Annotated in this window: 28 protein-coding genes and 1 pseudogene; 14 read left to right on the forward strand and 15 right to left on the reverse strand. The window is 72.2% G+C overall.

The genetic code is table 11. From position 1 onward, the window contains the following. Window positions 1-5: 5 nt before the first annotated feature. Together ACFQRF_RS24240 and ACFQRF_RS24245 are read right to left on the reverse strand one after the other, a co-directional pair. The gene (locus ACFQRF_RS24240; RefSeq protein WP_379873490.1) at window positions 6-221 is read right to left on the reverse strand and encodes a hypothetical protein; all 216 of its coding nucleotides are present in this window, start codon (window positions 219-221) and stop codon (window positions 6-8) included. Continuing rightward, window positions 218-385, reverse strand: coding sequence for a hypothetical protein (locus ACFQRF_RS24245; protein WP_379873491.1), 168 nt, complete (start codon window positions 383-385; stop codon window positions 218-220). The genes ACFQRF_RS24240 and ACFQRF_RS24245 overlap by 4 nt, the downstream gene beginning before the upstream one ends. A 92-nt stretch (window positions 386-477) precedes the next feature. On the opposite strand from ACFQRF_RS24245, the gene ACFQRF_RS24250 reads away from it, so the two are divergent. Together ACFQRF_RS24250 and ACFQRF_RS24255 are read left to right on the forward strand one after the other, a co-directional pair. Then, window positions 478-2349: an ABC transporter ATP-binding protein gene (locus ACFQRF_RS24250; protein WP_379873492.1), complete on the forward strand. Its 1872-nt coding sequence runs from the start codon at window positions 478-480 to the stop codon at window positions 2347-2349. A 143-nt stretch (window positions 2350-2492) separates the two neighbouring features. Next, complete coding sequence (locus ACFQRF_RS24255) at window positions 2493-2681, forward strand: hypothetical protein (RefSeq protein WP_379873493.1); 189 nt, start codon at window positions 2493-2495, stop codon at window positions 2679-2681. 105 nt (window positions 2682-2786) lie between these two features. Here the strand turns inward: ACFQRF_RS24255 and ACFQRF_RS24260 are convergent, their stop codons facing one another. After that, a complete protein-coding gene (locus ACFQRF_RS24260) occupies window positions 2787-3089 on the reverse strand; it encodes a helix-turn-helix domain-containing protein (protein ID WP_379873494.1) in 303 nt (100 codons plus the stop codon). 66 nt (window positions 3090-3155) lie between these two features. On the opposite strand from ACFQRF_RS24260, the gene map reads away from it, so the two are divergent. Further along, window positions 3156-3938 carry a type I methionyl aminopeptidase gene (gene map, locus ACFQRF_RS24265; RefSeq protein ID WP_379873495.1) on the forward strand — a complete coding sequence of 261 codons (783 nt, stop codon included), beginning with the start codon at window positions 3156-3158 and terminating at the stop codon, window positions 3936-3938. A 154-nt stretch (window positions 3939-4092) separates the two neighbouring features. Here the strand turns inward: map and ACFQRF_RS24270 are convergent. Then, a pseudogene (locus ACFQRF_RS24270) lies at window positions 4093-4432 on the reverse strand (ArsI/CadI family heavy metal resistance metalloenzyme); the annotation flags it as partial. A 79-nt stretch (window positions 4433-4511) separates the two neighbouring features. Here ACFQRF_RS24270 and ACFQRF_RS24275 point away from each other — a divergent pair. The 3 genes from ACFQRF_RS24275 to ACFQRF_RS24285 are packed head-to-tail and all read left to right on the forward strand — an operon-like array spanning window position 4512 to window position 6386. After that, window positions 4512-4901 carry an ArsR/SmtB family transcription factor gene (locus tag ACFQRF_RS24275; protein ID WP_379873496.1) on the forward strand — a complete coding sequence of 130 codons (390 nt, stop codon included), beginning with the start codon at window positions 4512-4514 and terminating at the stop codon, window positions 4899-4901. After that, window positions 4898-5980, forward strand: coding sequence for an ACR3 family arsenite efflux transporter (arsB, locus tag ACFQRF_RS24280; protein WP_379873497.1), 1083 nt, complete (start codon window positions 4898-4900; stop codon window positions 5978-5980). The genes ACFQRF_RS24275 and arsB overlap by 4 nt, the downstream gene beginning before the upstream one ends. Next, window positions 5973-6386, forward strand: a complete 414-nt coding sequence (locus ACFQRF_RS24285; protein WP_379873498.1) for an arsenate reductase ArsC — start codon at window positions 5973-5975, stop codon at window positions 6384-6386. Before arsB ends, ACFQRF_RS24285 begins: the two co-directional genes overlap by 8 nt. A 149-nt stretch (window positions 6387-6535) precedes the next feature. On the opposite strand, the gene ACFQRF_RS24290 is transcribed toward ACFQRF_RS24285, so the two are convergent. Continuing rightward, window positions 6536-7234: a class I SAM-dependent methyltransferase gene (locus ACFQRF_RS24290; RefSeq protein ID WP_379873499.1), complete on the reverse strand. Its 699-nt coding sequence runs from the start codon at window positions 7232-7234 to the stop codon at window positions 6536-6538. A 577-nt stretch (window positions 7235-7811) separates the two neighbouring features. Here ACFQRF_RS24290 and ACFQRF_RS24295 point away from each other — a divergent pair. Next, window positions 7812-8225 (forward strand): RidA family protein, encoded by a 414-nt coding sequence (locus tag ACFQRF_RS24295; RefSeq protein WP_379873500.1) that lies wholly within the window; start codon window positions 7812-7814, stop codon window positions 8223-8225. Here ACFQRF_RS24295 and ACFQRF_RS24300 read toward each other — a convergent pair. Further along, on the reverse strand, window positions 8177-8479 hold the full coding sequence (locus tag ACFQRF_RS24300) for a WCX domain-containing protein (protein WP_379873501.1): 303 nt from the start codon (window positions 8477-8479) through the stop codon (window positions 8177-8179). The genes ACFQRF_RS24295 and ACFQRF_RS24300 overlap by 49 nt on opposite strands. Window positions 8480-8631: 152 nt before the next feature. Further along, window positions 8632-9348, reverse strand: a complete 717-nt coding sequence (locus ACFQRF_RS24305; protein ID WP_379873502.1) for a cysteine hydrolase family protein — start codon at window positions 9346-9348, stop codon at window positions 8632-8634. Window positions 9349-9476: 128 nt separating this feature from the next. Here ACFQRF_RS24305 and ACFQRF_RS24310 point away from each other — a divergent pair, with 128 nt between their 5' ends. Both ACFQRF_RS24310 and ACFQRF_RS24315 read left to right on the forward strand, forming a co-directional pair. Then, the gene (locus ACFQRF_RS24310) at window positions 9477-10085 is read left to right on the forward strand and encodes a TetR/AcrR family transcriptional regulator (RefSeq protein WP_379873503.1); all 609 of its coding nucleotides are present in this window, start codon (window positions 9477-9479) and stop codon (window positions 10083-10085) included. Between the two features lie 471 nt (window positions 10086-10556). Further along, window positions 10557-11402 (forward strand): MerR family transcriptional regulator, encoded by an 846-nt coding sequence (locus ACFQRF_RS24315; RefSeq protein WP_379873504.1) that lies wholly within the window; start codon window positions 10557-10559, stop codon window positions 11400-11402. Between the two features lie 693 nt (window positions 11403-12095). On the opposite strand, the gene ACFQRF_RS24320 is transcribed toward ACFQRF_RS24315, so the two are convergent. After that, window positions 12096-12470, reverse strand: coding sequence for a winged helix-turn-helix transcriptional regulator (locus ACFQRF_RS24320; protein WP_379873505.1), 375 nt, complete (start codon window positions 12468-12470; stop codon window positions 12096-12098). An 80-nt stretch (window positions 12471-12550) separates the two neighbouring features. Between ACFQRF_RS24320 and ACFQRF_RS24325 the strand changes: the two genes are divergently transcribed. The 5 genes from ACFQRF_RS24325 (at window position 12551) to ACFQRF_RS24345 (ending at window position 18058) form a co-directional block, all read left to right on the forward strand. After that, window positions 12551-12961 (forward strand): RidA family protein, encoded by a 411-nt coding sequence (locus ACFQRF_RS24325; RefSeq protein WP_379873506.1) that lies wholly within the window; start codon window positions 12551-12553, stop codon window positions 12959-12961. Window positions 12962-13098: 137 nt separating this feature from the next. Then, entirely contained in the window at window positions 13099-14127 is a 1029-nt protein-coding gene (locus ACFQRF_RS24330) for a MerR family transcriptional regulator (protein WP_379873507.1), read from the forward strand. Between the two features lie 375 nt (window positions 14128-14502). Continuing rightward, on the forward strand, window positions 14503-14982 hold the full coding sequence (locus ACFQRF_RS24335; RefSeq protein ID WP_379873508.1) for a helix-turn-helix transcriptional regulator: 480 nt from the start codon (window positions 14503-14505) through the stop codon (window positions 14980-14982). Window positions 14983-14987: 5 nt separating this feature from the next. Next, on the forward strand, window positions 14988-15392 hold the full coding sequence (locus ACFQRF_RS24340) for a VOC family protein (protein ID WP_379873509.1): 405 nt from the start codon (window positions 14988-14990) through the stop codon (window positions 15390-15392). 290 nt (window positions 15393-15682) lie between these two features. Then, window positions 15683-18058, forward strand: coding sequence for an ATP-binding cassette domain-containing protein (locus tag ACFQRF_RS24345; protein WP_379873510.1), 2376 nt, complete (start codon window positions 15683-15685; stop codon window positions 18056-18058). 46 nt (window positions 18059-18104) lie between these two features. Here the strand turns inward: ACFQRF_RS24345 and ACFQRF_RS24350 are convergent, their stop codons facing one another. The 7 genes from ACFQRF_RS24350 to ACFQRF_RS24380 all read right to left on the reverse strand — a co-directional run bounded on the left by ACFQRF_RS24350 (window position 18105) and on the right by ACFQRF_RS24380 (window position 25611). Next, on the reverse strand, window positions 18105-19724 hold the full coding sequence (locus tag ACFQRF_RS24350) for a GNAT family N-acetyltransferase (protein WP_379873511.1): 1620 nt from the start codon (window positions 19722-19724) through the stop codon (window positions 18105-18107). Between the two features lie 160 nt (window positions 19725-19884). Continuing rightward, on the reverse strand, window positions 19885-21120 hold the full coding sequence (locus ACFQRF_RS24355; RefSeq protein WP_379873512.1) for an epoxide hydrolase family protein: 1236 nt from the start codon (window positions 21118-21120) through the stop codon (window positions 19885-19887). Window positions 21121-21313: 193 nt separating this feature from the next. Further along, the gene (locus ACFQRF_RS24360; RefSeq protein WP_379873513.1) at window positions 21314-22045 is read right to left on the reverse strand and encodes a VOC family protein; all 732 of its coding nucleotides are present in this window, start codon (window positions 22043-22045) and stop codon (window positions 21314-21316) included. Between the two features lie 47 nt (window positions 22046-22092). Further along, the gene (locus ACFQRF_RS24365) at window positions 22093-22677 is read right to left on the reverse strand and encodes a PadR family transcriptional regulator (protein ID WP_379873514.1); all 585 of its coding nucleotides are present in this window, start codon (window positions 22675-22677) and stop codon (window positions 22093-22095) included. A 172-nt stretch (window positions 22678-22849) separates the two neighbouring features. Then, window positions 22850-23779 (reverse strand): aminoglycoside phosphotransferase family protein, encoded by a 930-nt coding sequence (locus ACFQRF_RS24370; protein WP_379873515.1) that lies wholly within the window; start codon window positions 23777-23779, stop codon window positions 22850-22852. Window positions 23780-23966: 187 nt separating this feature from the next. Then, a complete protein-coding gene (locus ACFQRF_RS24375; protein ID WP_379873516.1) occupies window positions 23967-24848 on the reverse strand; it encodes a polysaccharide deacetylase family protein in 882 nt (293 codons plus the stop codon). A gap of 19 nt (window positions 24849-24867) precedes the next feature. Continuing rightward, window positions 24868-25611, reverse strand: coding sequence for a maleylpyruvate isomerase family mycothiol-dependent enzyme (locus ACFQRF_RS24380; RefSeq protein WP_379873517.1), 744 nt, complete (start codon window positions 25609-25611; stop codon window positions 24868-24870). Window positions 25612-25688 lie beyond the last annotated feature (77 nt).

The raw sequence follows: 25688 nt of genomic DNA on the forward strand, positions 1-25688 counted from the left end.
ACGGGTTAGAGCTCGTTGGGCTGCAGGGTCCAGCCCGTGACGATGTGGCTGGTCCAGTCCGGGTGCTGGGCGACGACCTGGTCGCGGGCCCACGAGAAGACCCGCTCGGCCGTCGCGCCGGGGGCTACGTCCACGAGGCTGTGGAAGCTCGCGGTCCCCTCGCCATCGTCGTTCCAGAACCTGAAGGCGATGAAGTAGAAATACGAGGTCCTGTCGCTCACCGCTGGCCCCCGTCCCGCTCGGCGTGCAGCCGCTGCTGGAGGGTGGTCGAGGGGCGGCGGGTCGCGCGGGCGATGAGGGCGCCGACGATGCCGACCAGGGCGGGAATCGCGCCGAAGGCGACCAGCCACAGCCAGTCGATGGGGGAGAGGCTTACGATCTGCATTGGTTCGATCTCCTGGTGGCTCAGGGGTCGGATCAAGTCGGCGGGGGAGCGAGGCAGCGCTCCGCCGCCGGCGCAGTGAGTGTGGGAACTCAATGCCGTCGTGGAACGCGCTGTACAACGCGATGCACGCACAGGAGGACCGACGGCCGTTCTCCGCGGCGACGCTGCGGCGGATGGCCGCCTTCGCCCGGCCGCACCGGCGGGCGCTCACGTGGTTCCTGGTGCTCAGCGTCGGCTCGGCGGCCCTCGCGGTCGCCACCCCGCTCCTGGCCGGGCGCGTGGTGGACGCGATCGTCGGCGGGTCGGCGCCCGACATCGTCATCGGGCTGGCCGTCCTGATCGCGATCATCGCGGTGGCCGAGGCCGCGGCCGGCCTGGTCACGAGGTGGCTGTCGGCCGGCATCGGCGAGGGGCTGATCCTGGACCTGCGCACCGCCGTGTTCGACCACGTCCAGCGCATGCCCATCGCCTTCTTCACCCGGACCCGCACCGGGGCGCTGGTCAGCCGCCTCAACAACGACGTGATCGGGGCGCAGCGCGCGTTCAGCGACACCCTGTCCGGCGTGGTCGGCAACTTCGTCACCCTCGTGCTCACGCTGGCCGTGATGGCCGGGATCTCCTGGCAGGTCACCCTGCTCTCCCTGCTGCTGGTCCCCGCGTTCGTGCTGCCCGCGCGGTGGATGGGGACCCGGCTGGCGCGCCTGGAGCGGGAGTCGGCCAACCACAACTCGGTGATGAGCACCCAGATGACCGAGCGGTTCTCCGCACCCGGCGCCACGCTGGTGAAGCTGTTCGCCCAGCCGGCCGCCGAGTCCGCCGAGTTCGCGGCGCGCGCCCGGCGGGTTCGCGACATCGGGGTGCGGGTGGCCATGGTGCAGCAGGTGTTCGTCACCGTGCTGACCCTGGTGTCGTCCCTGGCGCTGGCGCTCGTGTACGGACTGGGCGGATCCTTCGCGCTCGGGGGGCGGCTGGACGCCGGCGCCGTGGTGTCGCTGGCCCTGCTGCTCACCCGGCTGTACGCGCCGCTGACCGCGCTCGCCAACGCGCGGGTCGAGGTGATGAGCGCGCTGGTGAGCTTCCAGCGGGTGTTCGAGGTCCTCGACCTCAAGCCGCTCGTCGCCGAGAAGCCGGACGCCCGGCCGGTCCCCGACGGCCCGGTGTCGGTGGAGTTCGACCGGGTGCGGTTCGGCTACCCGTCGGCGGAGAAGGTCTCGCTCGCCTCGCTGGAGGAGGTGGCGCGCCTGGACACCCGCGGCGGGGAAGAGGTCCTGCACGAGGTGTCCTTCCGCGCCGAGCCCGGCCAGATGGTGGCGCTGGTCGGATCGTCCGGCGCCGGCAAGTCCACGATCGCCCAGCTGCTCCCCCGGCTCTACGACGTCGACTCCGGCGCGGTCCGGCTTGCCGGTGTCGACGTGCGCGACCTCACCGCCGAGTCCCTGCGCCGGACCCTGGGGATGGTGACCCAGGACGGCCACCTGTTCCACGAGTCGATCCGCGCCAACCTGCTGCTGGCCCGGCCGTCCGCGACCGAGGACGAACTGTGGGAGGCGCTGGGCCGCGCGCGGCTGGCCGACCTCGTAGCCGCCCTGCCCGACGGGCTGGACACCGTGGTCGGGGAGCGCGGCTACCGGCTCTCCGGCGGCGAGCGCCAGCGGCTGACCATCGCCCGGCTGCTGCTGGCCCGGCCCCGCGTGGTGATCCTGGACGAGGCCACCGCGCACCTGGACTCCACCTCGGAGGCGGCCGTCCAGGAGGCGCTGTCCGAGGCGCTGGCCGGGCGGACGTCGGTGGTGATCGCACACCGGCTGGCCACGGTGCGCGCCGCCGACCTGATCCTGGTGGTCGAGGACGGGCGGATCGTCGAGCGCGGCACCCACACGGAACTGCTGGCGGCCGGTGGCCGGTACGAGCAGCTGTACCGCACCCAGTTCCAGCCGGGCGGCGAGCGGGAGTCGGTGGCGTGAGAGCCGGGCGGCCCCGCTCCGTGCCTCGCCCCGCTGCGGTCTAGGATCGCGCGGAAGGGGCACGGTCACCCAGCCGGACGTTCCGGCGCCCGTGGCCCGCCCGGGAAGGGGGAGCGATGCCGCGCGAGGAATCAGCGGAAGCGATGGCAGAGCAGATCGTGGACGAGGGCCGCCGTCCGCTGCGGGAGCGGGCGGCGGAGAGCCTGGGGCTTCCGGCGTCGGCGAGCAAGGCGGATCTGGCGGCCGCGGTCGCCGCCGCCGGCGGCGAGCAGGCCGCGAGGCCCGAGAGCACGCCGGAACCGGCCAAGAAGGGCGTGTTCCGGCGGCGCTGATGGTGTGGGGCCGGGCGCCCGGCCCCACACCATCAGTCCTGTCTGGAGAACGGGTTCACACTCTCCCGCGTGCCGGCGCCTCCAACGCGGCAGCGGGACGGCGCCTCATGAGGTCAACCGCTCCCGCGCGCTGTGGCGGGAGTCGACCGGTCCGCCGGCACGTTCGGGCCGGTTGATCTCGGCCCACACCGCATCGAGGGAGAGGCCGAGGACATCGGCGATCGCCGCGATGGTGGAAAAGGCGGGGGTGGCCACCCGGCCCGACTCGATCTTGCGAAGGGTCTCCGGTGAGACGCGTGCGTCCAGTGCGATGTCGAGCATCGAGCGCTCCCCCCTGGCCCGGCGTAGGAGGGCGCCGAGGCGCTGTCCGCGTTCGACCTCTGCGGGAGTGAGCGGCAACCTGACCATGCGGCCGATTCTAGTACCGGGATAGTATGGCCGGTATAGTTATTGGCCATCCGAGGAAGGCGCCGCATGATCGAGATCCTTGACCGCACCAAACTGGCTCGGGCAAGAGACACGGGCGCCGTGGTCGCCGACATCCTGCAGGCGCTGAAGAGGCGCAGCACCGTCGGCACGAACCTGCTGGACATCGACCGGTGGGCCAAGACCATGATCGCCGAGGCGGGGGCGCTGTCCTGTTACGTCGACTACGAGCCGTCCTTCGGGCGCGGCCCGTTCGGCCACTACATCTGCACGGCCGTCAACGACGCCGTGCTCCACGGGCGGCCGTACGACTACGCGCTCGCCGACGGCGACCTGCTGACACTGGACCTCGCCGTCTCCAAAGGCGGAGTCGCCGCCGACGCCGCCATCAGTTTCATCGTGGGCGACGCCGAGCCCCCGGAGAGCGTCGCGATGATCAGCGCGACCGAACGCGCGCTGGCCGCGGGGATCGCCGCCGCCGGGCCCGGGGCGCGCATCGGCGACATCTCCCATGCCATCGGCACGGTCCTCAGCGAGGCGGGGTACCCGATCAACACCGAGTTCGGAGGTCACGGCATCGGATCCACGATGCACCAGGACCCGCACATCTCGAACACCGGACGGCCCGGCCGTGGATACCGGCTGCGCCCCGGGCTGCTGCTGGCCCTGGAGCCGTGGGTCATGGCGGACACCGCCGAACTCGTCACCGACGCCGACGGGTGGACGCTCCGGAGCGCGACAGGCTGCCGGACGGCGCACAGTGAGCACACGATCGCGATCACCGATGACGGAGCCGAGATCCTCACCGTCCCGACGCGGGAGCGGCCGTGAGCCGGACCTTCGGGTCCGTCCGCCCGGCCCCCTCCAAGGCTGAGAGGGGCAGTGGAACAGCGTGGTGATCGCCTCCACCGCGTCCTTCGGTGGGGGACCACGACCTTCCCCGGCCCCGGATCGTGCGCGGCGGTCGTGGACCGGCTCGCCTTCCCCACGGCTCCCTGCCGGGGCCGTGGACCCACACCTTGTCCTGCACCGCATAGCAGCACGAGGTGTCGTTCTCCTCGAACGTGGCCGACCCCCGCCTCCTTGAGCCGGGCGGTCGCGGCGTCGACCTGGCCGGTGCTGTCCACCTCGACGCCGAGGTGGTCCAGGCGGGTGTCCTGGCCGGGCTCGCCCTCGATCAGCACCGGCTACATCGGAGGCTCGGTGATGGCGAAGTCGGCGTATGCGGGGCGGCGCTCGGCGGGCTCGACGCCGAACAGCTTGGAGTAGAAGACGACGGATCCTTCCAGGTCGGCGACGTTCAAGGCGAGTCGGACACGAGACATCGGGGACTCCTCGATCCGTTGCATTGATGTTCGTCGATCCAACGTTGCGCACTGGATCGAAGTTCGTCAACATAGACGCATGTCGAAACAAGAGATCGGGATGCCCGGCCCGGCCGACGGTTGCTCCCCGGGGCTGCTGACGGCTCCGCTGGATGAGGACCAGGCCGTGGAGCTGGCGCGGGTGTTCAAGGCGCTGGGCGACCCGGTGCGGCTGCGGCTGCTGTCGATGATCGCGTCCCGCGCTGGGGGTGAGGTGTGCGTGTGCGATCTGACGCCCGCCTTCGACCTGTCGCAGCCGACCATCTCCCACCACCTCAAGCTGCTGCGCGAGGCCGGTCTGATCGCCTCCCAGCGCCGCGGGACATGGGTGTACTACCGGCTGCTCCCGGAGATGACCGACCGGCTCGCCGGGATCCTGACCCGCCCCGCCGGACGGCCGGTCGGCTCACCCGCCGGAGCTGAGGCGTGACCGCGCCGACGACACCGGCCGCCCCGGCGGTCGCGGGCCGGCTGGGGACGCTGGACCGGTTCCTGACGGTATGGATCCTGGCGGCGATGGCCGCCGGGCTGGCGCTGGGCCGTCTGGTCCCCGGACTAGGGGAACTGCTGGCGGGGGTCGGCGTCGCCGGGGTCTCGCTGCCGATCGCCCTGGGCCTGCTGGTGATGATGTACCCGGCGCTGGCCAAGGTCCGCTACGACCGCATGGGGGCGGTCACCGGTGACCGGCGGCTGCTGGTGGCCTCCCTGGTCGTCAACTGGGTCGCCGGACCGGCGGTGATGTTCGCGCTCGCGTGGCTGATGCTGCCCGACCTGCCGGAGTACCGCACCGGGCTGATCATCGTCGGACTCGCCCGCTGCATCGCCATGGTGATCATCTGGAACGACCTCGCGCGCGGCGACCGGGAGGCCGCGGCAGTGCTGGTCGCGCTGAACTCGCTGTTCCAGGTGGCGGCGTTCGGGCTGCTCGGCTGGTTCTACCTGGCGGTGCTGCCGGGCTGGCTCGGGCTGGAACAGGCCGCGTTGGACGTGTCGGTGGCCGAGATCGCCGGTTCGGTGCTGGTGTTCCTCGGCGTGCCACTGCTGGCCGGATACCTCACCCGTCACTTCGGCGAGAAGACGCGGGGGCGCGCCTGGTACGAGACCCGGTTCCTCGCCCGGCTCGGTCCGCTCGCACTGTACGGGTTGCTGTTCACCATCGTGGTGCTCTTCGCCCTCCAAGGGGACACGATCACCTCGCGCCCCTTGGACGTCGCCCGCATCGCCGTGCCCCTGCTGGCCTACTTCCTCATCATGTGGGCGGGTTCGCTGGCCCTGGGCCGGGCGCTCGGGCTGCGCTACCCCCGATCGGTGACGCTGGCCTTCACCGCCGCGGGCAACAACTTCGAACTCGCGATCGCGGTCGCCATCGCCACCTTCGGCGCCGCCTCCGGACAGGCGCTGGCCGGGGTGGTCGGCCCGCTGATCGAAGTCCCCGTGCTCATCGGCCTGGTGCATGTCGCACTGGCCGCCCGCCGCTTCTTCCCCGAGAAAGGGACCACCGATGCCTGAGCCCGCGCCGTCGGTACTGTTCGTGTGCGTGCACAACGCCGGCCGCTCGCAGATGGCCGCCGCCTTCCTCACCCGCCTCGCGGGGGACCGGGTCGAGGTGCGCTCGGCCGGGTCCGCCCCGGCCGAGACGGTCAACCCCGCCGTGGTCGAGGCGATGGCCGAGGTCGGCATCGACCTCTCGACCGCGACACCGAAGATCCTGACCACCGACGCGGTCCAGGCGTCGGACGTGGTGATCACGATGGGGTGCGGGGACGCCTGCCCCTACTTCCCCGGCAAGCGCTACCTGGACTGGGAGCTGCCCGATCCGGCGGGGAAGGGCGTGGACGCCGTGCGCCCCATCCGTGACGAGATCCGCGGCCGGGTCGCCGCGCTGGTGACCGAGCTGCTATCCGCCCCTCGATGACGGTGTCGTCGCTCGATCTCATCGCGTTCCCGCCATTGGTCACCTACGGGCGTCGCCCGAAGGGACCGGCGAGCGTTACGGCCATCGATCGGCACCACCCACCGGCCGGTGCGCCGGGAGTGGTGCCGCGCCCCCAAGCCGGACAAGCCCTAGCGCGGGATCTCGTACCGATGCCCGCCCTCCGGCTCGGCGCGTCCACCGAAGCCCCAGTAGAACGGTCCGCTGGTCTGATGTACTCGGATGTTCCACCCCAGGCGGGTCAATTCTCGCGTGAGTCCTTGAGGCGTGTGCGGTACCTTCACGGCGCGGTGCGGGGTGCCATCGTGTAGGCGGCGCTGGATGGTCGTTGACGCCTCTCCGTTGACGAGCTCCTGCTCGGTCCGGTGAGCGTCATCGACGAACAGCACGTGGCCCCCGGGGCGCAGGCTGCGATCGACAAGGGCCCAGAACTCCGCGAAGCGGTTCCAGGGCACGTGGGAGAGCCAGAAGCCCATGAAGACACCGTCGTAGCGCCGGTCGGGTTCCCAGGTGAACAGGTCGGCCGGGACGAATCGCACTCGCCCGCCGTCGGCGGCGACACGCTGTTCGGCCAGCGCCAGCATTTCGGGGGACGCATCGACCGCGGTGACGGTGGTGGCACGGCGCAGCAGCCGCGGCGTCCATGTGCCCGGACCCGACGCCAGTTCTAGGACGTCGCCGGTGGGAGCGAGCTCGTCGACCGCGGCGGCGAGTTCATCGCCGCCGGGTTCGTCGAGCTGGTCGTCGCGATACTCCTCGGCAACGGCCCGGTAGTAGGTGATCTGATCGGCCGGCAGCTGTCGATCGCCATCACGTGTCTCGGCGTCCATCACGGTCCCTTCGTCGGCTCCGCTCCAGAAAGCAGGATCGACTTCTCCTCAGGGGCGGTCAAGCCGACCGCTGCAAGAGGACACCCCCTGAGCACGCCCGGCCGGAGGCTGCACGAGGAACCGCAGGGTTCCCTCCGTCACGGGAAATCCGGGGGTGTCCGCGATGCGCGGGTGCCCCTTCGCGATGCCGTCGCGGGAAGGCGCGCGGGGCTCCACTCGCCCCGCCCCCGCCCGTTGCCCCTATCCGCCTTACTCCGTCTCTCCCCCCCGCGAGCGCCGCGGCATGGACCGTTGGCGGACCGGGTCGACGGACGGAAAGGGCCGCGAGCGTCGCACGTGGGCGCTGGCCTGACCTTCCGGCGCCGTCGCGACGTCGCCGGTCCTGTCGGCGGGCGGCCGATCAGCGAGGTCGCGGCCCGCTTCCGGTGAACCGGCCCCCGGGAAGCGGTGGCCCGGCCGCCACCCCATCGGCGCGCCCATGCACCATCGACCGTCCCGGCCCGGGTCCTCGCCGGACGGGATGGATCGCCCGGCGTCGGAACCGGCCCGCGGCGGCCGATGCCCTACGCTCGTCCCGATGAGCCACGACATCGAACTCCTGCACGCCGACCGCTTCCCCGGCCTCACCGACCAAGTCGACTACGCCTACGCCGCCACCGTGCGCGCCCCGGCGCGGACGATCTTCACCGCGGGCGCCTGCCCGCTCGACGCCGACGGCGTCACCGTCGCGATCGGCGACTATGCGGGCCAGGCCGAACAGGTGATGCGCAACCTCATCGCGGCACTGCGCGGCGCCGGCGCCGCGCTGACCGACGTCGTGAAGACGACCGTGTACGTGGCCTCCTCCGAGCAGGCCGACCTGGTCGCGGCGTGGGACGTGGTGCGCGCGCACTTCGGCGACCACGACGCCCCGAGCACGCTGCTCGGCGTGACCGTCCTGGGCTACCCCGGCCAGCTCGTCGAGGTGGAGGCGGTCGCCGTCACGGCGTGACCCCGGCCGCCCTGGCGGCGCGCGCCGCCAGGGGCGTGCAGGTGGGCCACCAGCTCCGGCGGTTCGGGGACCTGGAAGTCGCCGCCCAGCATGAGCAGCCGCGCGGCCGACCACTCCACGGTGGCGGCGTGGCCGCGCGGTCGGCAGCTGTGCGCGTCGATCGGCCGCACCTCGCCCGGCCCGGTGCCGAGCAGCCGTGCCGCCTCCTCGGCCGGCAGCCCCAGCGTGGCCACCACCCCGTCAGTCGGCGCCATGCTGGACAGCTTGCCGGTGCGGAAGGCCGCTCGGGCGGTTCCCCGCGCGCGAACCGCGCGCCGGTGAGCCTGGGGTCCTCGATCCGGTCGGCGCGGCAGATCCGCCAGTCGTCGATCATCACCGTCACGTGCGGCACGCCGGCGCCGGGGCGTCACTCGCCCAGGGCGCGGAGGACGTCGGTGGACTCCGCCACCCAGCCGAAGAGCCGTTCGACCAGCACGAGGGTCGACTCGTGGTGCCCGGAGCCCTGGAGTTCTCCGGTGCAGTCGGCCAGGACGACCGGCCGGTAGTCGCGGAACATCGCGTCCCGCACCGTGGATTCCAGGCAGACGCTGGTGGTGCAGCCCGTGAGGAGGAGGTTCCGGACGCCGAGCCCGCGCAGGGTGGCGTCCAGGCCGGTGCCGTAGAAGCCGCTGAACCGGTTCTTGCTCAGCACGATGTCGCCGTCTTCGGGGGCGAGTTCCGCGACGATCTCGGTGTTCCAGGTGCCGCGCACCAGGACGCGCCCGATGGTGCCGTCCGGGGCCGGCACGCGCCGCCCGACGCCGGCCGCCGTGTGGATCAGCCGGTTCTTGGAGTCGCGTGACCCCATGTCGGAGAGGTCCGGCAGGTACTCGTGCCGCAGGTAGACCACCGCCAGCCCGGCCCGGCGGGCGGCGGCCAGGACGCGGGCGGTGGGCGCGATGGCGGCGCGCACCACGGAGATGTCGTTGCCGGCCAGGTCGTTACCGCCGCCCTTCGCCGCGAAGTCGTTCTGCATGTCCACGACGACGACCGCCGTCTCGGCGAGGTCCACGGCGACCGGTTCAGGGCGCGCCGCGATCGTGGCGAGGCGTCCGGCCGGTCCGGCGGCGATCTCCTGGTGCATCGTTTCGGTCCCCTTCCGTGGCGGTGGGGACGTTGTGGCGGTCCACGGGTCCCTCAGCGCGTGAAGTGCACGGTGTGTGTAGTTCGAAAACTACACACACCGTGCATTCGTGTGCAACAGTCGGAGGTGTGACCGAACCCATCACGACTCCGCGGAACGCCCGGAGCCGCCGCACCCGATCCCGTGTCCTCGCCGCCGCCCGGGCCATCCTGGAGGAGCGTGGCCCGGCGGCGCTGACGATGTCCGAGGCCGCCGCCCGCGCCGGCGTCACCCGGCGCGCCGTCTATCTGCACTTCGCCACCCGCACCGACCTGGTCACCGCCCTGTTCGACTACGTCGCGGAGGAGGAGGGCCTGCACGCGTCCGTGCGCCGGGTGTGGGACCGGCCCGACTCCGTGGCCGCGCTTGAGGAGTGGGCCCGGCACCTCGCCCGGTACCACCCCCGCGTTCTCGCGGTCGACCAGGCCATCCGGCGGGTGCGCCACCAGGACGCCGACGCCGCACGCCACTACCGGCGGGCCACCGAGTCCCAGCGCGCGAACTGCCGCCGGCTCGCCGAGTGGCTGGCGAGCGAGGACCGGCTGGCGGCGGAGTGGACCCCCGACAGCGCCACCGACATGCTCTGGGCGCTCATCTCCTCCGACATGATCGAGGCGCTGCACACCGAACGCGGCTGGTCCGGCGACCGCCTGGCCGAGCACCTGGCCGTGCTGCTCCGGCGGACCTTCGTCCGCTAGACCGCCGGTGGGAGTCCGCCGCCCCGAGCGGCCGCTCTCACCGACGCCGAGCGGTCTGGGTGGCCGCCCTCGGTCTCGGCCACGCGCTCGTATGCCGAGCGCGCACCAGCGGCGCGGGCGTTCCCGGCCGGCTGATCGGCGCCTGGGTCACGCGGTCACCGATCTCCACTGCCACTGAACAGCGCGGACGACCCGCACCGACGATCCGGCCGCGCCATCGGATGCCGCGATCCCCTTGGGAAGGCCGCAGCCCGGCATGTCAGCACGCCCCCATGTATGAATCGGCCACGCCCGCGACGTCCTTCGGCGTGCCCCGCGCCACCGCCTCCCCGCCGCCCGTGGGCGGTACAGATCCTTCAAGCCCATCATTGAAGTAACGCTTGGCATTTCGCGGCACGGTCGCGATGAACAGTGGTCCCGCGCGGGTAACCTTCAAATCCTGCGATGACCCCTGCACCAGGAGGCCGGCCGGTGACCCGCGCGAACCGCACGACCCTGCGTCCCGTGGACCTGGCGCGGGCCGCCGGTGTCTCCACCCAGCAGATCCGCAACTACGAGGAGGCCGGCATCCTGCCGCCGGCGCCGCGCACCGAGTCCGGATACCGGGTGTTCGGGCCGCGCCACCTCGCGGCGGTGCTCACCTTCCGCGCCCTCGCCCGGGGGCGCGGGCCGGTCACCGCGCAGGCGATCATGCTCGCGGTGCACGACGGCGACGTGCCCCGGGCGCTGGCGATGGTGGACGCCGACCACGCCGCGCTCCACGAACAGCGGCGGTCGCTGCAGGCCGCCGGGGAGGCGCTGGCGGCGCTGGCCGGTCAAGAGCCGGGCACCGCGGCGACCCCGCGCTCTGGACTGCGCATCGGCGAGGTCGCCGCCGTCCTCGGCGTGCGGACCTCCACCCTGCGGGTGTGGGAGTCGGCCGGACTGCTCGCCCCGCGCCGCGAGCCCGGTACCACCTACCGCCGCTACGGACCCGCCGACGTCCGGGATGCCCGCCTGGTACAGATCCTGCGGCAGAGCCGTTACCCGCTCCCGCAGATCCACCCGATCATGACCGAGCTGCGCCGGTCCGGAAGCGGCGACGCCCTGCGCGCCGCCCTCACCCGCCGCGCGGCGGAGCTCGACCACCGCGCCGCGGCCATGCTCGAAGGCGACAGCCATCTGCACCACTACATCACCGCCCCCGCCACGCCTCCCGCCGCGGCCGTCGCCCCCCGGCCAGGTGAACCGGTCGGCGGCCCGGCGGCAAGCGAGAACACCGGGGTAGGAGCCGTTCATGGCGGACACCGGGACCCCGGCGCCGGTTCGGAGCACTGACCGGCGCGTTCGCCGGTGATGTCGGCTCGTCCCCGCGTTGCCGGTGGTGACGATCGCCGCGGCGGGCGGCGTCTCCTGATTCTTCGGACGGCGCACACCGGCCGATGTGCTGTGGGCGGCGGAGACGCTCCGGCCGTCGTACCTGCGCTGACCTTGGGTCGTGGCGGCGCCGAGCCGGAGACGGGCCGGCGCCCGGAGCGTCGCACGCGGAGTATGCGTGCGACCCGGCAGAATTCGGCACTGCCTTCGGTGGCGCCGGTGACGCCGGTGACGCCGGTCCGGCACCGCGTCCCGTGGCGGACGGGGGAGCGCGGTCGGCTCGGCTCCTCGCTCCCCGCGTACCTCGATTCTGTAACGTAGCGTTGGTTACGTTATTTCTGTGACGCAATACGTTACGAGGAGACGAAACAAATCCCGCAGGGCTGGGATTTTTCGGCTCCGATAAGTGAACCTTATCGGCGGTCAGCCCAGGAGGCGCTCCGGAAGGCGGAACCGGCCGGACCGGGCCCGGCAAACGAAACCCCCACGAGGGGGCGGGGGCCACAGCGCGACGGCCGGCCGGAGGCGCCGCCGCGCCGGAGCGCTCGTTTTCGCAGGTCACTGGGGGCTCCGGCCCTGGACCGGGCCGGACGGTGCCGGGCGCCGCCCCTGGCCGGCGGCGAGTCGGGCCCGCACGGTACGGCGGGCCTCGCCTCACTCCTCCGCGTCGAAGAGCTCCCGGGCGCTCTGGACGGCGGGCATGTTGACGGTGGTCCAGTGCAGCAGCGCGTCGATCAGCTCCTGAAGCGTCGTGCCGAGCGGAGTGATGCGGTACTCCACGGCGAGGGGGCGCGTGTTCGTGATGACGCGCTCCACCATGCCGTTCCGTTCAAGGCGCCGCAGCGTCGCCGTGAGCGACTTCTGCGTCACGACGGGGATCGCGCGGCGCAGTTCGTTGAACCGCTGCGGCTGCTCGCACAGTTCGTCGAGCACCTGCAGCGACCACTTGTCGAGCACCTGGTCGAGCAATTCGCGGTGCGCCGCGGTGAGCTGGGTGCGGCCGGATTCGGGTGAGGTGGTTTCCTGCATGAAATCTAGTTTCGTTGAAGTTCCCTTCGACTACCAAGTAGACATTCGATACCAACTTCCGTGTAACGAAGGGACCTCCCATGACCGTGCAGTTGCTGACTCCCGAGGGCATGTTCCAGCCCGTTCCCTACCACCATGTCTCGATCGGCACGGGCTCCCGTCACGTGCACGTGGCCGGCCAGATCGCGCGCGACGCCGACGGGAAGCCCGTGGCGACCGGCGACCTGACCGGCCAGGTCGTGCAGGCGCTGCGCAACACCGCGCGCGGTCTCGCCGGTGCCGGGGCGGGTTTCTCCGACGTCGTCCGCCTGAGGTTCTTCGTCACCGACTGGAGTCCGGAGAAGATGGACGACTTCTTGGCGGGCATCGAGGCCGTCGCCGAGGAGATCGGGTTTCCGCGGCCGTGGCCGCCCGTGTCGCTCATCGGCATCGACTACCTGTTCGAGCCCGACGTGCTCGTCGAGGTCGAGGCGTACGCCGTGCTCGACTGACCTAAGCGCGGCGCGGCCCCGCGTTCGCCGCGACGCGGGGCCGCCGGTCCCGGCCGCCCGGTGACCGGCCAGAGCGTCCACGCCAGGGAGCCCGTCCGGGTTGAGTCTCAAGCCGGTTGAGAGCCCATAGTGGCGGTATGCACGACAACGAGCTGTACCCGATCGGGGACGTGGCGCGCCGGACCGGGTTGAGCGTCAGCGCCATCCGGTTCTACTCCGACACCGGGGTCATCGCCCCCGCAGAGCTGACCGGGGCGGGCTACCGGCTGTACGACATCCGCGCCATCGCCCAGCTGGAACTCGTTCGTACTCTGCGTGAACTCGACACCGGACTGGAGGACATCCGGCGTCTGCTCGGCGGGGAGACGACACTGCACGATCTCGTCGCGGCGCACCTGGAGATCATCGAGCGCCAGGAGCGCGGCCTCCGGGCCAGGCGGGCCGTGCTGCGGACCCTGATGAAACAGGGGGGCACGGTCGAGCAGGCGGCCCTGATGCACAAGCTCGTCTCGATGTCCGACGAGGAGCGGGAGCGGCTCATCGACGACTTCTGGAACGAGATCAGCGCCGGCCTCGACATCAATCGCGAGTTCGTGGGCCGGCTGCGGGAGTTCCGGCCGCAGCTACCCGGGGACCCCACCACCGAACAACTCGAAGCCTGGATCGAGCTGGCCGACCTGGCGCACGACCCGGAGTTCCGCGAAGCGGTCCGCGCCGAGCTTCAGGACACGTACTCCACCCCCCACGGGCGGATCATGGCCACCACGCCGGTGCAGGACTTCATCCACACCGACGGGGCCGAGATCATGGAGGAGATCCTCAGCGCCTACCGTTCCGGGCTGCCGGTGGACTCGCCCCGGGCCCAGGAGATGGTCCTTCGCCTGGAGCGCGCGACCGCCGAGCTCGCCGGCCGGCGGCACACCGCCGAGTCCCTGGAGCGTATGGCCGCGCGCTACCTTCAGATAGCGGAGATCCTCCGGGAGGAGGCCCAGGAGGGTGCGGATGCCGGATCCCGGTTCGACGCCCCGTACGGCAGGTACCTCTCTCTGGTGGCCATGATCAACGGGACCCCGCACGGTGAGCTGGACCCGGCGGTCTTCGGGTGGATCTCGGCGGTGCTGCGGGCGCTCGCCTCCGGGAGGGAATCCGCCGCGGAGGTCCGGTGAACGCCGGGAGGGGCCGATGCCGTGCGATGGAAACGGTTCGGTGGCACCGCAATGTCGCCCGGACCCGCTCACGGGGCCGGAAACGCCGCCGCGGCGCTGAAAAGCGCGGAGCCGGCCGGCCGGTGATCGGCGACTACCGGGGGTGCGGCGGGCCGAGTTCGCCCGGCAGCGTCGATTCTGGCGCCTCTATTTCGCGCGGACCACGCCCGAAAATCCGGCAATTGACGCAAATTGCGCCGAGGTGCGGCCGGTGTCCGCCGACGGCACCGCGATGACCACCGCGTTTCCGGACTTCCCCGCCGCCCTCGCGCCTTGGACGGCGCCGAGCCCGCCTCCCGGCCCCGCCGTCCCGGCACCCCGGCGGCGGCGCCGGGCATGTCGGTGCGGCGTGGTACGTTCACGCAGGTGACCAGCAGTTCCACTGAAGAGCGGCGCCTGCGCGACCTCGCCCGGCTGCGTCGCGTCCGCGACCGCATCGACAGGGAGTACGCGCGGCCACTGGACGTGACGGCGCTCGCCCGCGGCGTGCACATGTCGGCCGGGCACCTCAGCCGCGAGTTCCGGCGCGCCTACGGCGAGTCGCCGTACGCCTATCTGATGACGCGGCGCATCGAGCGCGCCATGGCGCTGCTGCGCCGTGGAGACCTCAGCGTCACCGAGGTCTGTTTCGCGGTCGGCTGCTCGTCGCTGGGCACCTTCAGCACCCGCTTCACCGAGTTGGTCGGTGTGACTCCCAGCACCTACCGGCGCCGCGCGGCGGACCCCACGGCGGGGATTCCGGCGTGCGTGGCGAAACAGGTCACCAGACCGATCAGGAATCGAGAAGCGCAGGTCAGCGGCCCGCGACTAACCTGACCGGCATGAACGTCACCATTCACGCGAGTTTCCTTCCGCACACCGACCCCGAGGCGTCCCTGGCCTTCTACCGCGACACCCTCGGCTTCGAGGTCCGCAACGACGTCGGACACGGCGGGATGCGCTGGCTCACGGTCGGCCCCGTCGGCCAGCCCGACACCTCCATCGTCCTGCACCCGCCGGCCGTCGATCCCGGCATCACCGACGACGAGCGCCGCACCATCACGGAGATGATGGCCAAGGGCACCTACGCCGGACTCCTCCTGGCCACCCCGGACGTCGACGCCACCTTCGAGCGGGTGCAGGACGCCGCCGAGGTCGTCCAGGAGCCGACCGACCAGCCCTACGGTGTCCGCGACTGCGCCTTCCGCGACCCCGCCGGCAACCTGATCCGCATCCAGCAGCGCTGAGCCGCCGGCCTCTCCGGCCGTCACCGGCCCGGACCGGTGTGGACGCCGCCGTGCCGGAGCGACCGGCCGCCGTTCGCGGCCGGCGGCTGGTCATTGTCGCTATCCCCCGGTAATGTTCCCGGGCCGCCTCACGACCGATGAGCGCGGCCCCATCCCCACCGCCGCCTGCGCGAGGCGTCCCCCTGCCGCGCCGTGCCCCGATGATCCCCGCTCCGTGCCGAATCCGGCCGGCTTCGGCACGGGCGGCGCCGACGGAGCCCGCGCGGGCGGCCCCAACAGATGGAGATCCGATGAGCACGGACCCGCAGTCACCGGCGCTGCACGTCGCCGACACCCACGAGATGATCCGCGTGCACGGCGCGCGCGAGAACAACCTCAAGGACGTCAGCGTTGAGATCCCGAAGCGCCGGCTGACGGTGTTCACCGGGGTCTCCGGTTCGGGTAAGAGTTCCCTGGTGTTCGGCACGATCGCCGCGGAGTCGCAGCGGCTGATCAACGAGACCTACAGCGCCTTCGTGCAGGGCTTCATGCCGACGCTGGCGCGGCCCGATGTCGACGTGCTCGATGGGCTCACCACCGCGATCATCGTCGACCAGCAGCGGATGGGGGCCGACCCCCGGTCCACGGTCGGCACCGCCACCGACGCCAACGCGATGCTGCGCATCCTGTTCAGCCGTCTCGGGCGGCCGCACGTCGGCTCGCCCAACGCGTTCTCCTTCAACGTCCCCTCGGTCCGGGCCAGCGGCGCGATCACGGTCGAGCGCGGGTCCGCCACCACCGTGCGGCAGTCCTACACCCGTACCGGCGGCATGTGTCCGCGCTGTGAGGGACGGGGAACGGTCACCGACATCGATCTCGGCCAGCTCTTCGACGACTCCAAGTCGCTCAACGAGGGCGCGATCACCATCCCCGGCTACAAGGCGGGCGGCTGGAACTACCGGCTGTACACCGCGTCGGGCTTCGTCGACCCCGACAAGCCGATCCGCGAGTACACCGAGCAGGAGCTGCACGACTTCCTGCACCGCGAGCCCACGCGGATGAAGATCGAGGGCATCAACATGACCTACGAGGGGCTGGTCCCCCGGGTTCAGAAGTCGTTCCTCGCCAAGGACAAGGAGGGGATGCAGCCGCACATCCGGGCGTTCGTGGACCGGGCGGTCACCTTCACCGCCTGTCCCGACTGCGGCGGCACCCGGCTCAGCGAGGCGGCTCGTTCCGCCAAGATCGGTGGCATCAGCATCGCCGACGCCTGCGCGATGCAGATCAGCGACCTGGCCGAGTGGGTCCGCGGCCTCGACGAGCCGTCGGTGGCGCCGCTGCTGGTGGCGCTGGGGGAGACGCTGGACTCGTTCGTGGAGATCGGGCTGGGGTATCTCTCGCTCGACCGGCCGGCGGGCACGTTGTCGGGTGGCGAGGCACAGCGCGTCAAGATGATCCGTCACCTCGGCTCCTCGCTGACCGACGTCACCTACGTCTTCGACGAGCCCACCGTCGGCCTGCACCCCCATGACATCCGGCGGATGAACGACCTGCTCCTGCGGCTGCGGGACAAGGGCAACACGGTGCTCGTCGTGGAGCACAAGCCGGAGACGATCGCGATCGCCGACCACGTGGTCGACCTCGGCCCGGGTGCCGGCACCGCGGGCGGCACCGTCTGCTTCGAGGGCCCGGTCAAGGAGCTGCGGGCCAGCGGCACCCTCACCGGCCGTCACCTCGACGACCGTGCCGCACTCAAAGAGAAGGTGCGGACGCCCGCCGGCGCGTTGCGGATCCGCGGCGCGAACGCGCACAACCTGCGTGACGTCGACGTCGACATCCCGCTCGGGGTGCTCGTCGTCGTCACCGGTGTCGCGGGTTCCGGCAAGAGCTCGCTGGTGCACGGGTCGGTCCCTGCCGGTGAGGGCGTGGTGTCGGTGGACCAGAGCCCGATCCGCGGCTCGCGGCGGAGCAACCCGGCGACCTACACCGGCCTGCTCGACCCGATCCGCAAGGCGTTCGCGAAGGCCAACGGTGTGAAACCGGCGCTGTTCAGCGCCAACTCCGAGGGCGCCTGTCCCAACTGCAACGGCGCCGGGGTCGTCTACACCGATCTGGGGATCATGGCCGGCGTGGCCAGCACCTGCGAGGAGTGCGACGGGAAGCGGTTCCAGGCGTCGGTGCTGGAGCACCGCTTCGGGGGGCGTGACATCAGCGAGGTGCTGGCGATGTCGGTGGCCGAGGCCGCGGAGTTCTTCGGCGCGGGCGAGGCGCGCACACCGGCCGCGCACGCCATCCTCCACCGGCTCGCCGACGTCGGCCTCGGTTACCTGCGGCTCGGCCAGCCGCTCACCACGCTGTCCGGCGGGGAGCGGCAGCGGCTCAAGCTGGCCACGCACATGGCCGAGAAGGGCGGTGTGTACGTCCTGGACGAGCCGACCACGGGCCTGCACCTCGCCGACGTCGAGCAGCTGCTCGGGCTGCTCGACCGGCTCGTCGACTCCGGCAAGTCGGTCATCGTGATCGAGCATCACCAGGCGGTCATGGCGCACGCCGACTGGATCATCGACCTCGGCCCCGGTGCCGGCCACGACGGCGGCCGGATCGTCTTCGAGGGCACCCCCGCCGACCTGGTCGCCGCCCGGTCCACCCTCACCGGCGAGCATCTCGCCGCCTACGTCGCAAGCTGACCGGGCCCGCAGGGCGCGGCTCGTTCGTGGCGGCCCGGCCGTTGCGTCAGCCGGAGGAGCGCCCGTCCCCGGATCCCCGCAGGCGGTAGTGGTAGCCGTAGGCGTAGCCGAACCCGGCGCGCGCGTACAACCGGCGCGCGGCCGGGTTCGCCCGCGCCACCTGCAGGTACAGGCCGGTGGCGCCGTGGCCGGCGGCCCAGCGGGCGGCGGCCCGGAGGGTCGCCGCGGCGACTCCCCTCCGGCGGTGGCCCGGGTGGGTGGCCATGCAGTACACGCCCGCCCAGTGCTCGTCGCCGCCGACCACCAGGCCGATTCCGGCGGCACGGCCGTCGGCGGCGACGACCGTGGTGAAGGCCGCGGGGAGCGTGATCCGCGCGATCACCTGCTCTGCGATCTCACGGCTGTCCGGCTGCCCGTCCAGTTCGACGAACGCGGCGAGCCACGCCGCGGTGAGCGCGCCGTCGACCGTCACCGCCCACCCGGGACCGGGCTCCCCCTCGTGCGCGACGGCGCGGGCGTCGGCGGTGAGGACGTGGACGGGCGTGTCCATCCGGTAGCCGCGCGCCGCCAGGTGCTCGTCCAGGTCGATGTGCCGTGCGGCGGGGCTCACCTGGACGGCCACCGGCAGGCCGCGGGCGCGGTAGAACGCCTCGACGGCCGGCAGGCCGGCCCGCGGGTCGCCGTCCGCTGCCGGTGGCAGGGCGGTGTTGCCGCTGCGCAGCCGCCGCATGCCGGGGGTGTGCCGGGCCAGCCAGCCGCTCAGCTCTCTGCTGACCGGCGCCGGCCAGGCGGCGACCGCGTGCCGTTCGATCCGCTGTACGTCCTCGGGCGCGATCTCGCCCGCGATGTCGGACAGTGCCCGGGCGAGCGGTTCCAGCACCGCGGTGCCGCCGGGCTCGGGACCGGCGCCGGGCAGGTGTCCGGTGATCCCGGCTCCGGCGAGCGTGAAGCGTTCGCCGAGGGCGCGCACGTTGCGGGCCAGCCGGTGCGGCGGCAGGCCGCCGGACCGGGGGAGACCAGCCGGCCCGAACGCGGCGGGGGCGAGCACGTCGAGGTCGGCGTGGACGTACACCGTGTCGGCTCCCGTCGCGGCGACCGCGTCGATCAGCGCCGTCGGCGCCGCCGGTTCGGCCACGTCGAGGTGGTGGATCCCGTGGTCGGCGGCGAATCGGCGTTCGGCGGGATCCAGGGGGCGGACCCCGGCCAGGACGAGCCTTCGGGGATCGAGCGGCCGGTTTGGGCGAAGCGCGGCGGGCCCCTCGCCGAGGAGCGTGCGCAGCACCATGCCATGGAGCGCCCCCGGCGGGGCGCAGGCGGGCGTGTTCAGGGCGGGGTGCGCGTCGAACCACACCACGGCGAGCCGGTCACCGTACCTGCGGTGCGCCCGCTCGATCGGGGCGAGCTCCAGCCCGCGGTGCCCGCCGACGGTCACGACCACGGGTTCGGCGACGTCGTGGAGCGCCGCGCGGACCGCGGCCAGGACGCCGAGTCCACGGTCCCCGCCGGTCGCGGCCGGGCCACCGGTCCGTTCGTCCACCCGGGGACGGACGCGCCGCCATTCCGGCAGCAGGTCGGCGAGGGCCCGCGCCGCGGCGGCCGGCCGCCGCGCGTTCGGCGCCGGCGGGCCCTGCCACTCCGGGACCTCCACGACCGCCACTCCCGTCATCGCACGCTCCCTTTCACGTCCGCACGAACCCAGGGCTGTTCGGCGGAGGCCGCAGCCACCCCGGCGCTCTGACCCCATCTTCGGGGCCGGGCGGCATCGGCACGCCCGGGAGCCGGACCGGACGGCGCCGCCGACCGCGGCGGGAGCCCGCGGAGGCCGCTCAGGGTCTGCGGCCGTGAAAGGTGCGGCGCAGGTCGTTCACCCAGGCGTCGGGGTTCTCCCACGGGATGAAGTGCCCGCCGTGGTCGTGGGCGTTGACGTTGACGTGGTTGAACCAGGCGCCCTGCGGGCCGGTCCTGAACGCCTCGACGCGTTCGGCGGCGGTGCGGATGCCGGGCGGGTTCTCGTAGGTGACGAAGGTGAGACCGACCGGGGCCTGCACGACCGGGGTGCGGTCGTGGGCGGGGGACCAGGGGTAGCGGTTGGCGTTGGCGTAGTAGCGCATCGACGTGGCGATGGAGTTGTTGACCCAGTAGATCGTGGCGTGGGTGAGCATGTCGTCCTTGCTGAAGACGGATTCCACATCGCCGCCGTTGTCGCTCCAGGCGTTCCAGCGTTCCAGCAGCCAGGCGAGCAGTCCGGCGGGTGAGTCGCTCAGCCCGTGGGCCAGGGTGGCGCCGTCGAGCATGTGCACGGCGAGGTGGGACGCCGAGCGGTGGTCCAGCTCGATGATCCGGGCGCGGATATCGGCGGGCTGGTCGTCGGTGAGGGGCCGATTCCGGGCGAAGTCCCAGGCCCGCGGGCCGGTGAAGAAGTCGAGCGGCAGCCCGGAGCCGATGTGGATGCCGTACAGTTCGTCGGCGTACTTGTGGCCGAGCTGGCTGGAGACGATCCCGCCGATGTCGCAGCCCCCGGCGGCGTACTTCCGGTACCCGAGGATCTCGGTCATCAGGGTGTGCCAGAGGTCGGAGACCTTCCAGAAGTTGACGTCGGGAAAGCCGGTGAGCGGGCCGGGGAATCCGAAGCCGGGCAGAGACGGCACGATGACGTCGAAGGCGTCGGCGGGGTCGCCGCCGAACGCGGCCGGGTCGGCGAGCGGGTCGATGACCTTCGACCAGTGCCAGAACGTCCATGGCCAGCCGTGGGTGAGGATCAGCGGGATCGGACGTGGGCCGCGGCCGGGCTTGCGCATGAAGTGCACCGGGACGCCGGCGACGCTCACCTGGTAGTGCTCGTGGACGTTGATGGCGGCTTCGGCCGTGCGCCAGTCGTAGCCGTCCCGCCAGTAGGCGACCAGCTCGCGGAGATAGCCGTCCGGGACGCCGTAGGACCAGTCCGCGTTGCCCTCGTCCAGCGGCGGACGGGTCGATGTGAGGCGGGCGCGCAGGTCATCGAGGACCTCGTCGGACACGTGGATGGGAACGGGCTTCAGGGGGAAGGCGTGCGGGGTGCTCATCGCGTGGTTCCTTACCGGGACGTGGGTGGCGAGCCGTGCCGGCCGTCCGTCAGGCTTCTCCGGCCGTGCGGCCCGTCGGTGGATCGCATGACGACAGGCACCGTGTGCCTGGACCGTCCGATCCTGCCACCCCGCCGAGGACGGCGGCTCGGAGGAGGCATGGGCGGCGGCCTTGTCCGGCGCCGGGCGCGGGTCAGGGCCGCGGCGTGGGGTGAAGAACGGCCGCCAGGTCTTCGAGGCCGGCCAAGGTGCCGGCGAGCGTTTCGCGCTCGGCTTCGGAGAGGGGAAGAGAGCGGGCCCGGGCGAGGGCGGCGGTGGCGGCGGCGGTGTCGTCGGCGCGGACGGCGAGTTCGGCGCGGTAGGCGAGTGCTTCGACCAGTTCGGCCGTGCTCGCAGTGTCCTTGTCGCGTTCCAGGGCTGTGTCCAGGATCTGGGCCGCGCGTACGTGCTTGCCGTGGGAGTCGCCCATGACGACCGCCCGGTCGAGGGTCGTCGTCAGCCTTCCGGAGGATGTCTCCTTCTCCTCCGGCGCGGGTCTGGAGGCCGTGATCCTGATCCAGTTGCCGCCGGGGTCGATGACGGTGAACCCGGTGTGGCCGTCGGCGTTCTTGCGCTTGCGTGGCCGGGTCATCCGCGGGATGCCGGAGACCAGGAGCTTGCCGTGGACCCTGCGCATGCCCGTGGCGAACGCCTCGAAGAGCTCTTGGGTGTCGTCCACGATGACCAGGCAGGTGCCGTATGAGTCTTCGGCCTTGAACCCCGGTATGCCGAAGAAGTGCAGCTGGAGGTCTTCGCGTTTCAGCGACACGTACGGGTTCGGACGGGTTTGGTAGTAGGTCCGGGTGAAGCCCAGCATGGTGTAGAACTCGACGATCTCCTCGATGGACCGGCAGGGAAGCAGTGGCACGGTGATCTCGTTGGCCATGGCGTTTCTCCATTTCGGGGGTGCTGGGGTGCCGGTGCCGGCGGGCGCTACGGGGTCTGTCGTGCTGTCGGGCTCTCTCCGGCCATGGTGAACGCGCCCTCTTCCAGGCGGCGGATCATCCGCTGCGTCCACTCGGCGCCGGTGTCGGCGGTGGCCAGCCACAGGGCTATCACCTCGCCGACCGGTCCCCAGGTGTCCAGGTCGGTGTCAGCGGGCAGGTGGGCGGCGATGCTCGCGCGCCACTCGCGCATCGCTTCGGCCCGTGCGCGCAGCATCTTCAGGGCCTGCTCCCGGGACAGGTCCTCGATCAGGCCGACGGCGGCGCCCAGTACCTCCAGGGTCGGCTCTCGGTCGGCCAGGGCCCGGTGCAGGAGGTCGAGGTACTCCTGCTCGCCCTTGTCCGTCAGTTCGTACTCGGTCCTCGGCGGGCCCCCGGCGTCCGAGAGGCTGCTCTCGTACGCCGTCAGCAGGCCCTGACCCGCCATGCTCTTGAGCGCGTGGTAAACCGAGCCCGACGTGGCGGTGGACCACTCGTGAGCACCCCAGGACTCCAGGTCCGCGCGGATCTGGTAGCCGTGCGTGCGGCCGCGCCTGCGCAGCGCCCCCAGTACCAGCAGTCGTACCGGTTTCATGGGCCCCCTTTCGGCCAGTAGCCAAATTTGGCTAGTCTGCCCGGCAGGCTACCGCTGCCTCCGTATCCGGCCAAATCCGGCTAGGTGGTGGGGCCGCTGTTCCCGGCATCGGGACGGCGGACCGGGGGCGGCGGCGTCCGGCGGCACCGGGCGTGCCGCCGCCCCCGGGAGGTCAGGCGCGGTGGCCCAGCAGGGTCGTGGCGATGGCGACCTGGACGGGTTCCAGCGCTGACTTGCCGTCCTCGATGTCCCACAACGCGTTCTGCAGCACCCGTCCCAGTGTCCAGCCGGTCGCCCGGCGGCGGTCCAGGCCGGCCGCCTCGGTGAGCAGGTCGAAGCGGCGGAGTACGGCGCGGGTCACGTCACCGCTGGCCACCACGTCGTCCCACCGGTTGTCGAGTGCCGGCAGCAGGTCGAACCCGGGGTCGCCGGCCAGCGGCTCGGGGTCGATGGCCAGCCACGGTTCGCGTTCCCCGGCCAGGACGTTGTCGTAGTGCAGGTCCCAGTGCAGCAGCCGGTCGCCGGGCTCGCCGACGAGTTCGGTGACCGCGGCGGCACAGGTGCGGACGAGCCGCCGCTCGGCGGGGTCGCGCAGCCGCGGTACCGCGCCGGGCACCTGATCCAGCATGGCCGCGGCGATGTCGGCGAGGTGCCGCGTCCCGCCGGGCGCGGGCACCGCCGTCAGGCGGGCCAGCAGTCCGGCCAGCACCTGGATGGCGGCGCCGTCGTCGGCCACCGCCGACAGCGGGCGGGACGCGTCCAGGCGTTCCAGCAGCATGGCGCCGGTGTCGGGGTCGTGGTCGAGCAGGAGCACGGCGCCCGCGCCGTTCCAGGTGCGCAGGCCGGGCGCGATGTCCGCGCTCTCCTCGGTGACCGGCTGTAGCTTCAGGGCGGCGGGGGTGCCGTCCGAGCGCCGGACGGGCAGCACGAGGCCGGCCATGCCGTTGCCGGGCGGGCCGTCGGGGCGCAGGTCCCAGCGGTGGAGGGTGGCGTTGACCAGGGCGGGCAGCCCGGCGAGCCAGGCGCGGCCGGACGGGTCGTTCTCCCGGCCGTGCGACGCGACGAGCGCGTCGGGGACGTCGATGCGGATCGACGTGGTCATGCGGGGTCTCTCCTTCGTGGATTTTCGGCCGTGGCGATGACACGAAGGAGGTGGTGGAGGTGCCCGGATGCCGGGCAGGCGTCAACGCATGTGTTCATGGTAGCGAAACCGATCACCGGCCAGGCGCGGGGCGGGACTTCGTTCCCGGGTTCGGTGCGGCGCCGCACCGAACCCGGGAACGAAGCGGTCAGGCGTCCGGGGCGACGGAGCGCCGGTAGTGGTCGGCGATCTCGTCGCTGGTGGTCAGCCAGATGTCGGGGCGCGTCGCGAGGTGGTCGAGCGCCTGGTCCAGGTACTTGTGGCGGAACGGCTGGCCGATCACGAACGGGTGCAGGGCGAGTGCCATCACCCGGCCGCTGTTCTTGGAGTCGGCGTGCAGCTGCTCGTACTGGTCCTTGACGATCTGGACGAACTCCGGCCCGGTGGTGCCCTTGCCGAACAGCAGGAGGTCGTTGAGTTCGACCGAGTAGGGGACGCTGATCATGCCGGGTACCTTCAGCGGGTAGGGCTGGTCGTCGTTCGTCCAGTCCAGCAGGTAGTGCAGCCCGAGTTCGGCGAGCAGTTCGGGGGTGTGGAACGTCTCGGTCAGCCCCGGCCCCATCCAGCCGCGTGGGCGCTGACCGGTGGTGGCCTCGATGGTGTCGACGACGTCGGTGAGGAGGCGGCGCTCCTCGTCGCGGGTCATGTCGGCGTGCGGGATCGAGTTGGTCCGGCCGTGCGCGAGCCAGGCCCAGTCGCGCTCCCGGCCGGCCCGGATGATCTGTGGGTGGTGCCGGGCGACGTCGGAGTTGAGCAGGACGCTCGCCCGGATCCCGTGGCGGTCCAGGCTCTCGATCGTGCGCCAGATCCCGACCCGGGGCCCGTAGTCGCGCCACCCGTGGTTGAGGGCGTCGGGGACCAGGTTCGCGGTGCCGGTCCAGATGCTGGTGGACGGGCGGTCGAGCAGGAAGTGCTCGACGTTGAGGCCGACATAGGCGGCGACCCGCGCGCCTCCGGGCCAGGTGATCGGCGGGCGTTCGGTGATGGGGCTGTAGTCGAAGAGCGTGTTCTCGGCCGTGTTCAGATTCAACTCCGTCTCGGGAGTGCGGTCAGACGTTGGTGAGTTCCCGCCACCGGTGGGCCAGCCCGACGTCGCCGGTGATGCGCACCCGGTCCAGTGGGAGACGGTTCCACAGCACGAGGTAGAGGTCGGCCGCGGTTCCCTCGTACGTGCAGTCCGGCGCGGGCGGTTCCTGCACGGCGCGTTCGGCCCGGAGCGGGCCGTCCGAGAGGTGGACGTTCCAGGCCGCTTCCGGGACGTCGGTGGCGCGGACGCGCAGCGTTGCGGGCGTCTCGGTGCGGACCGGTGACCGGCCGCGCGCGTGGAACCCGGTCAGCAGTTCGGCGATGCCCTCGGCCGCGAGGTCGGGCCGCAGCGGCGAGATGGCGGCGCCGAGCGCGGACTCGGCGTCCACCCGGTGCACCGTGGTCTCCAGGGCCTGGCGGCGCGCCCAGAAGGCGAGCGGCGAAGGCGCGGGCAGGAAGCTCCAGCAGGCGAGGTCGGCCGGGGCCGCCTCCAGGGCCGCGACCAGCCGCTCGTGCCCGGCGCGCATCCAGGGGACGAGCTCCTCGTCGCGCAGGCCGGGCGCCTCGGGAAGCGGCACCCGCTCGGTCCCGCCCTCGGCCACGAATCCCGTGGCCCATCGGTGCACGCTGCTCAGGTGCTTGACGAGGTCGCGTACCCGCCAGGCGGGGCAGCCGGGGACGGGGGCGTCGGGGTCGGCCTGCTGGGCGGTGTCGGCGAACAGCCGGCCCTCGATCGTCAGCGTCGCGATGAAGTCGGTGATCTGCACGCCCCCAGTCTCTCAGGGGAATGCCGGTCTTGGCGGGAAATGTCCCGATGGCTGAGGCGCGCCGGCCGCTCGGCGGG

Origin of the sequence: Marinactinospora rubrisoli, from assembly GCF_042664915.1 — a bacterium.
Taxonomy (GTDB): domain Bacteria; phylum Actinomycetota; class Actinomycetes; order Streptosporangiales; family Streptosporangiaceae; genus Marinitenerispora; species Marinitenerispora rubrisoli.

Excerpts from the sequence above, each read along its gene's own strand:
- ACFQRF_RS24250 (WP_379873492.1), top strand. The coding sequence starts at position 478 with ATGCCGTCGTGGAACGCGCTGTACAACGCGATGCACGCACAGGAGGAC.
- ACFQRF_RS24340 (WP_379873509.1), top strand. The coding sequence starts at position 14,988 with ATGAACGTCACCATTCACGCGAGTTTCCTTCCGCACACCGACCCCGAG.
- ACFQRF_RS24350 (WP_379873511.1), bottom strand. The coding sequence starts at position 19,724 with ATGACGGGAGTGGCGGTCGTGGAGGTCCCGGAGTGGCAGGGCCCGCCG.
- ACFQRF_RS24275 (WP_379873496.1), top strand. The coding sequence starts at position 4,512 with ATGTCGAAACAAGAGATCGGGATGCCCGGCCCGGCCGACGGTTGCTCC.
- ACFQRF_RS24260 (WP_379873494.1), bottom strand. The coding sequence starts at position 3,089 with ATGGTCAGGTTGCCGCTCACTCCCGCAGAGGTCGAACGCGGACAGCGC.
- ACFQRF_RS24290 (WP_379873499.1), bottom strand. The coding sequence starts at position 7,234 with ATGGACGCCGAGACACGTGATGGCGATCGACAGCTGCCGGCCGATCAG.
- ACFQRF_RS24300 (WP_379873501.1), bottom strand. The coding sequence starts at position 8,479 with ATGGCGCCGACTGACGGGGTGGTGGCCACGCTGGGGCTGCCGGCCGAG.
- ACFQRF_RS24370 (WP_379873515.1), bottom strand. The coding sequence starts at position 23,779 with ATGACCACGTCGATCCGCATCGACGTCCCCGACGCGCTCGTCGCGTCG.
- ACFQRF_RS24320 (WP_379873505.1), bottom strand. The coding sequence starts at position 12,470 with ATGCAGGAAACCACCTCACCCGAATCCGGCCGCACCCAGCTCACCGCG.
- ACFQRF_RS24255 (WP_379873493.1), top strand. The coding sequence starts at position 2,493 with ATGGCAGAGCAGATCGTGGACGAGGGCCGCCGTCCGCTGCGGGAGCGG.
- ACFQRF_RS24330 (WP_379873507.1), top strand. The coding sequence starts at position 13,099 with ATGCACGACAACGAGCTGTACCCGATCGGGGACGTGGCGCGCCGGACC.
- ACFQRF_RS24335 (WP_379873508.1), top strand. The coding sequence starts at position 14,503 with ATGTCGGTGCGGCGTGGTACGTTCACGCAGGTGACCAGCAGTTCCACT.
- ACFQRF_RS24295 (WP_379873500.1), top strand. The coding sequence starts at position 7,812 with ATGAGCCACGACATCGAACTCCTGCACGCCGACCGCTTCCCCGGCCTC.
- ACFQRF_RS24345 (WP_379873510.1), top strand. The coding sequence starts at position 15,683 with ATGAGCACGGACCCGCAGTCACCGGCGCTGCACGTCGCCGACACCCAC.
- ACFQRF_RS24360 (WP_379873513.1), bottom strand. The coding sequence starts at position 22,045 with ATGGCCAACGAGATCACCGTGCCACTGCTTCCCTGCCGGTCCATCGAG.
- ACFQRF_RS24325 (WP_379873506.1), top strand. The coding sequence starts at position 12,551 with ATGACCGTGCAGTTGCTGACTCCCGAGGGCATGTTCCAGCCCGTTCCC.
- ACFQRF_RS24245 (WP_379873491.1), bottom strand. The coding sequence starts at position 385 with ATGCAGATCGTAAGCCTCTCCCCCATCGACTGGCTGTGGCTGGTCGCC.
- ACFQRF_RS24365 (WP_379873514.1), bottom strand. The coding sequence starts at position 22,677 with ATGAAACCGGTACGACTGCTGGTACTGGGGGCGCTGCGCAGGCGCGGC.
- map (WP_379873495.1), top strand. The coding sequence starts at position 3,156 with ATGATCGAGATCCTTGACCGCACCAAACTGGCTCGGGCAAGAGACACG.
- ACFQRF_RS24355 (WP_379873512.1), bottom strand. The coding sequence starts at position 21,120 with ATGAGCACCCCGCACGCCTTCCCCCTGAAGCCCGTTCCCATCCACGTG.
- ACFQRF_RS24305 (WP_379873502.1), bottom strand. The coding sequence starts at position 9,348 with ATGCACCAGGAGATCGCCGCCGGACCGGCCGGACGCCTCGCCACGATC.
- ACFQRF_RS24285 (WP_379873498.1), top strand. The coding sequence starts at position 5,973 with ATGCCTGAGCCCGCGCCGTCGGTACTGTTCGTGTGCGTGCACAACGCC.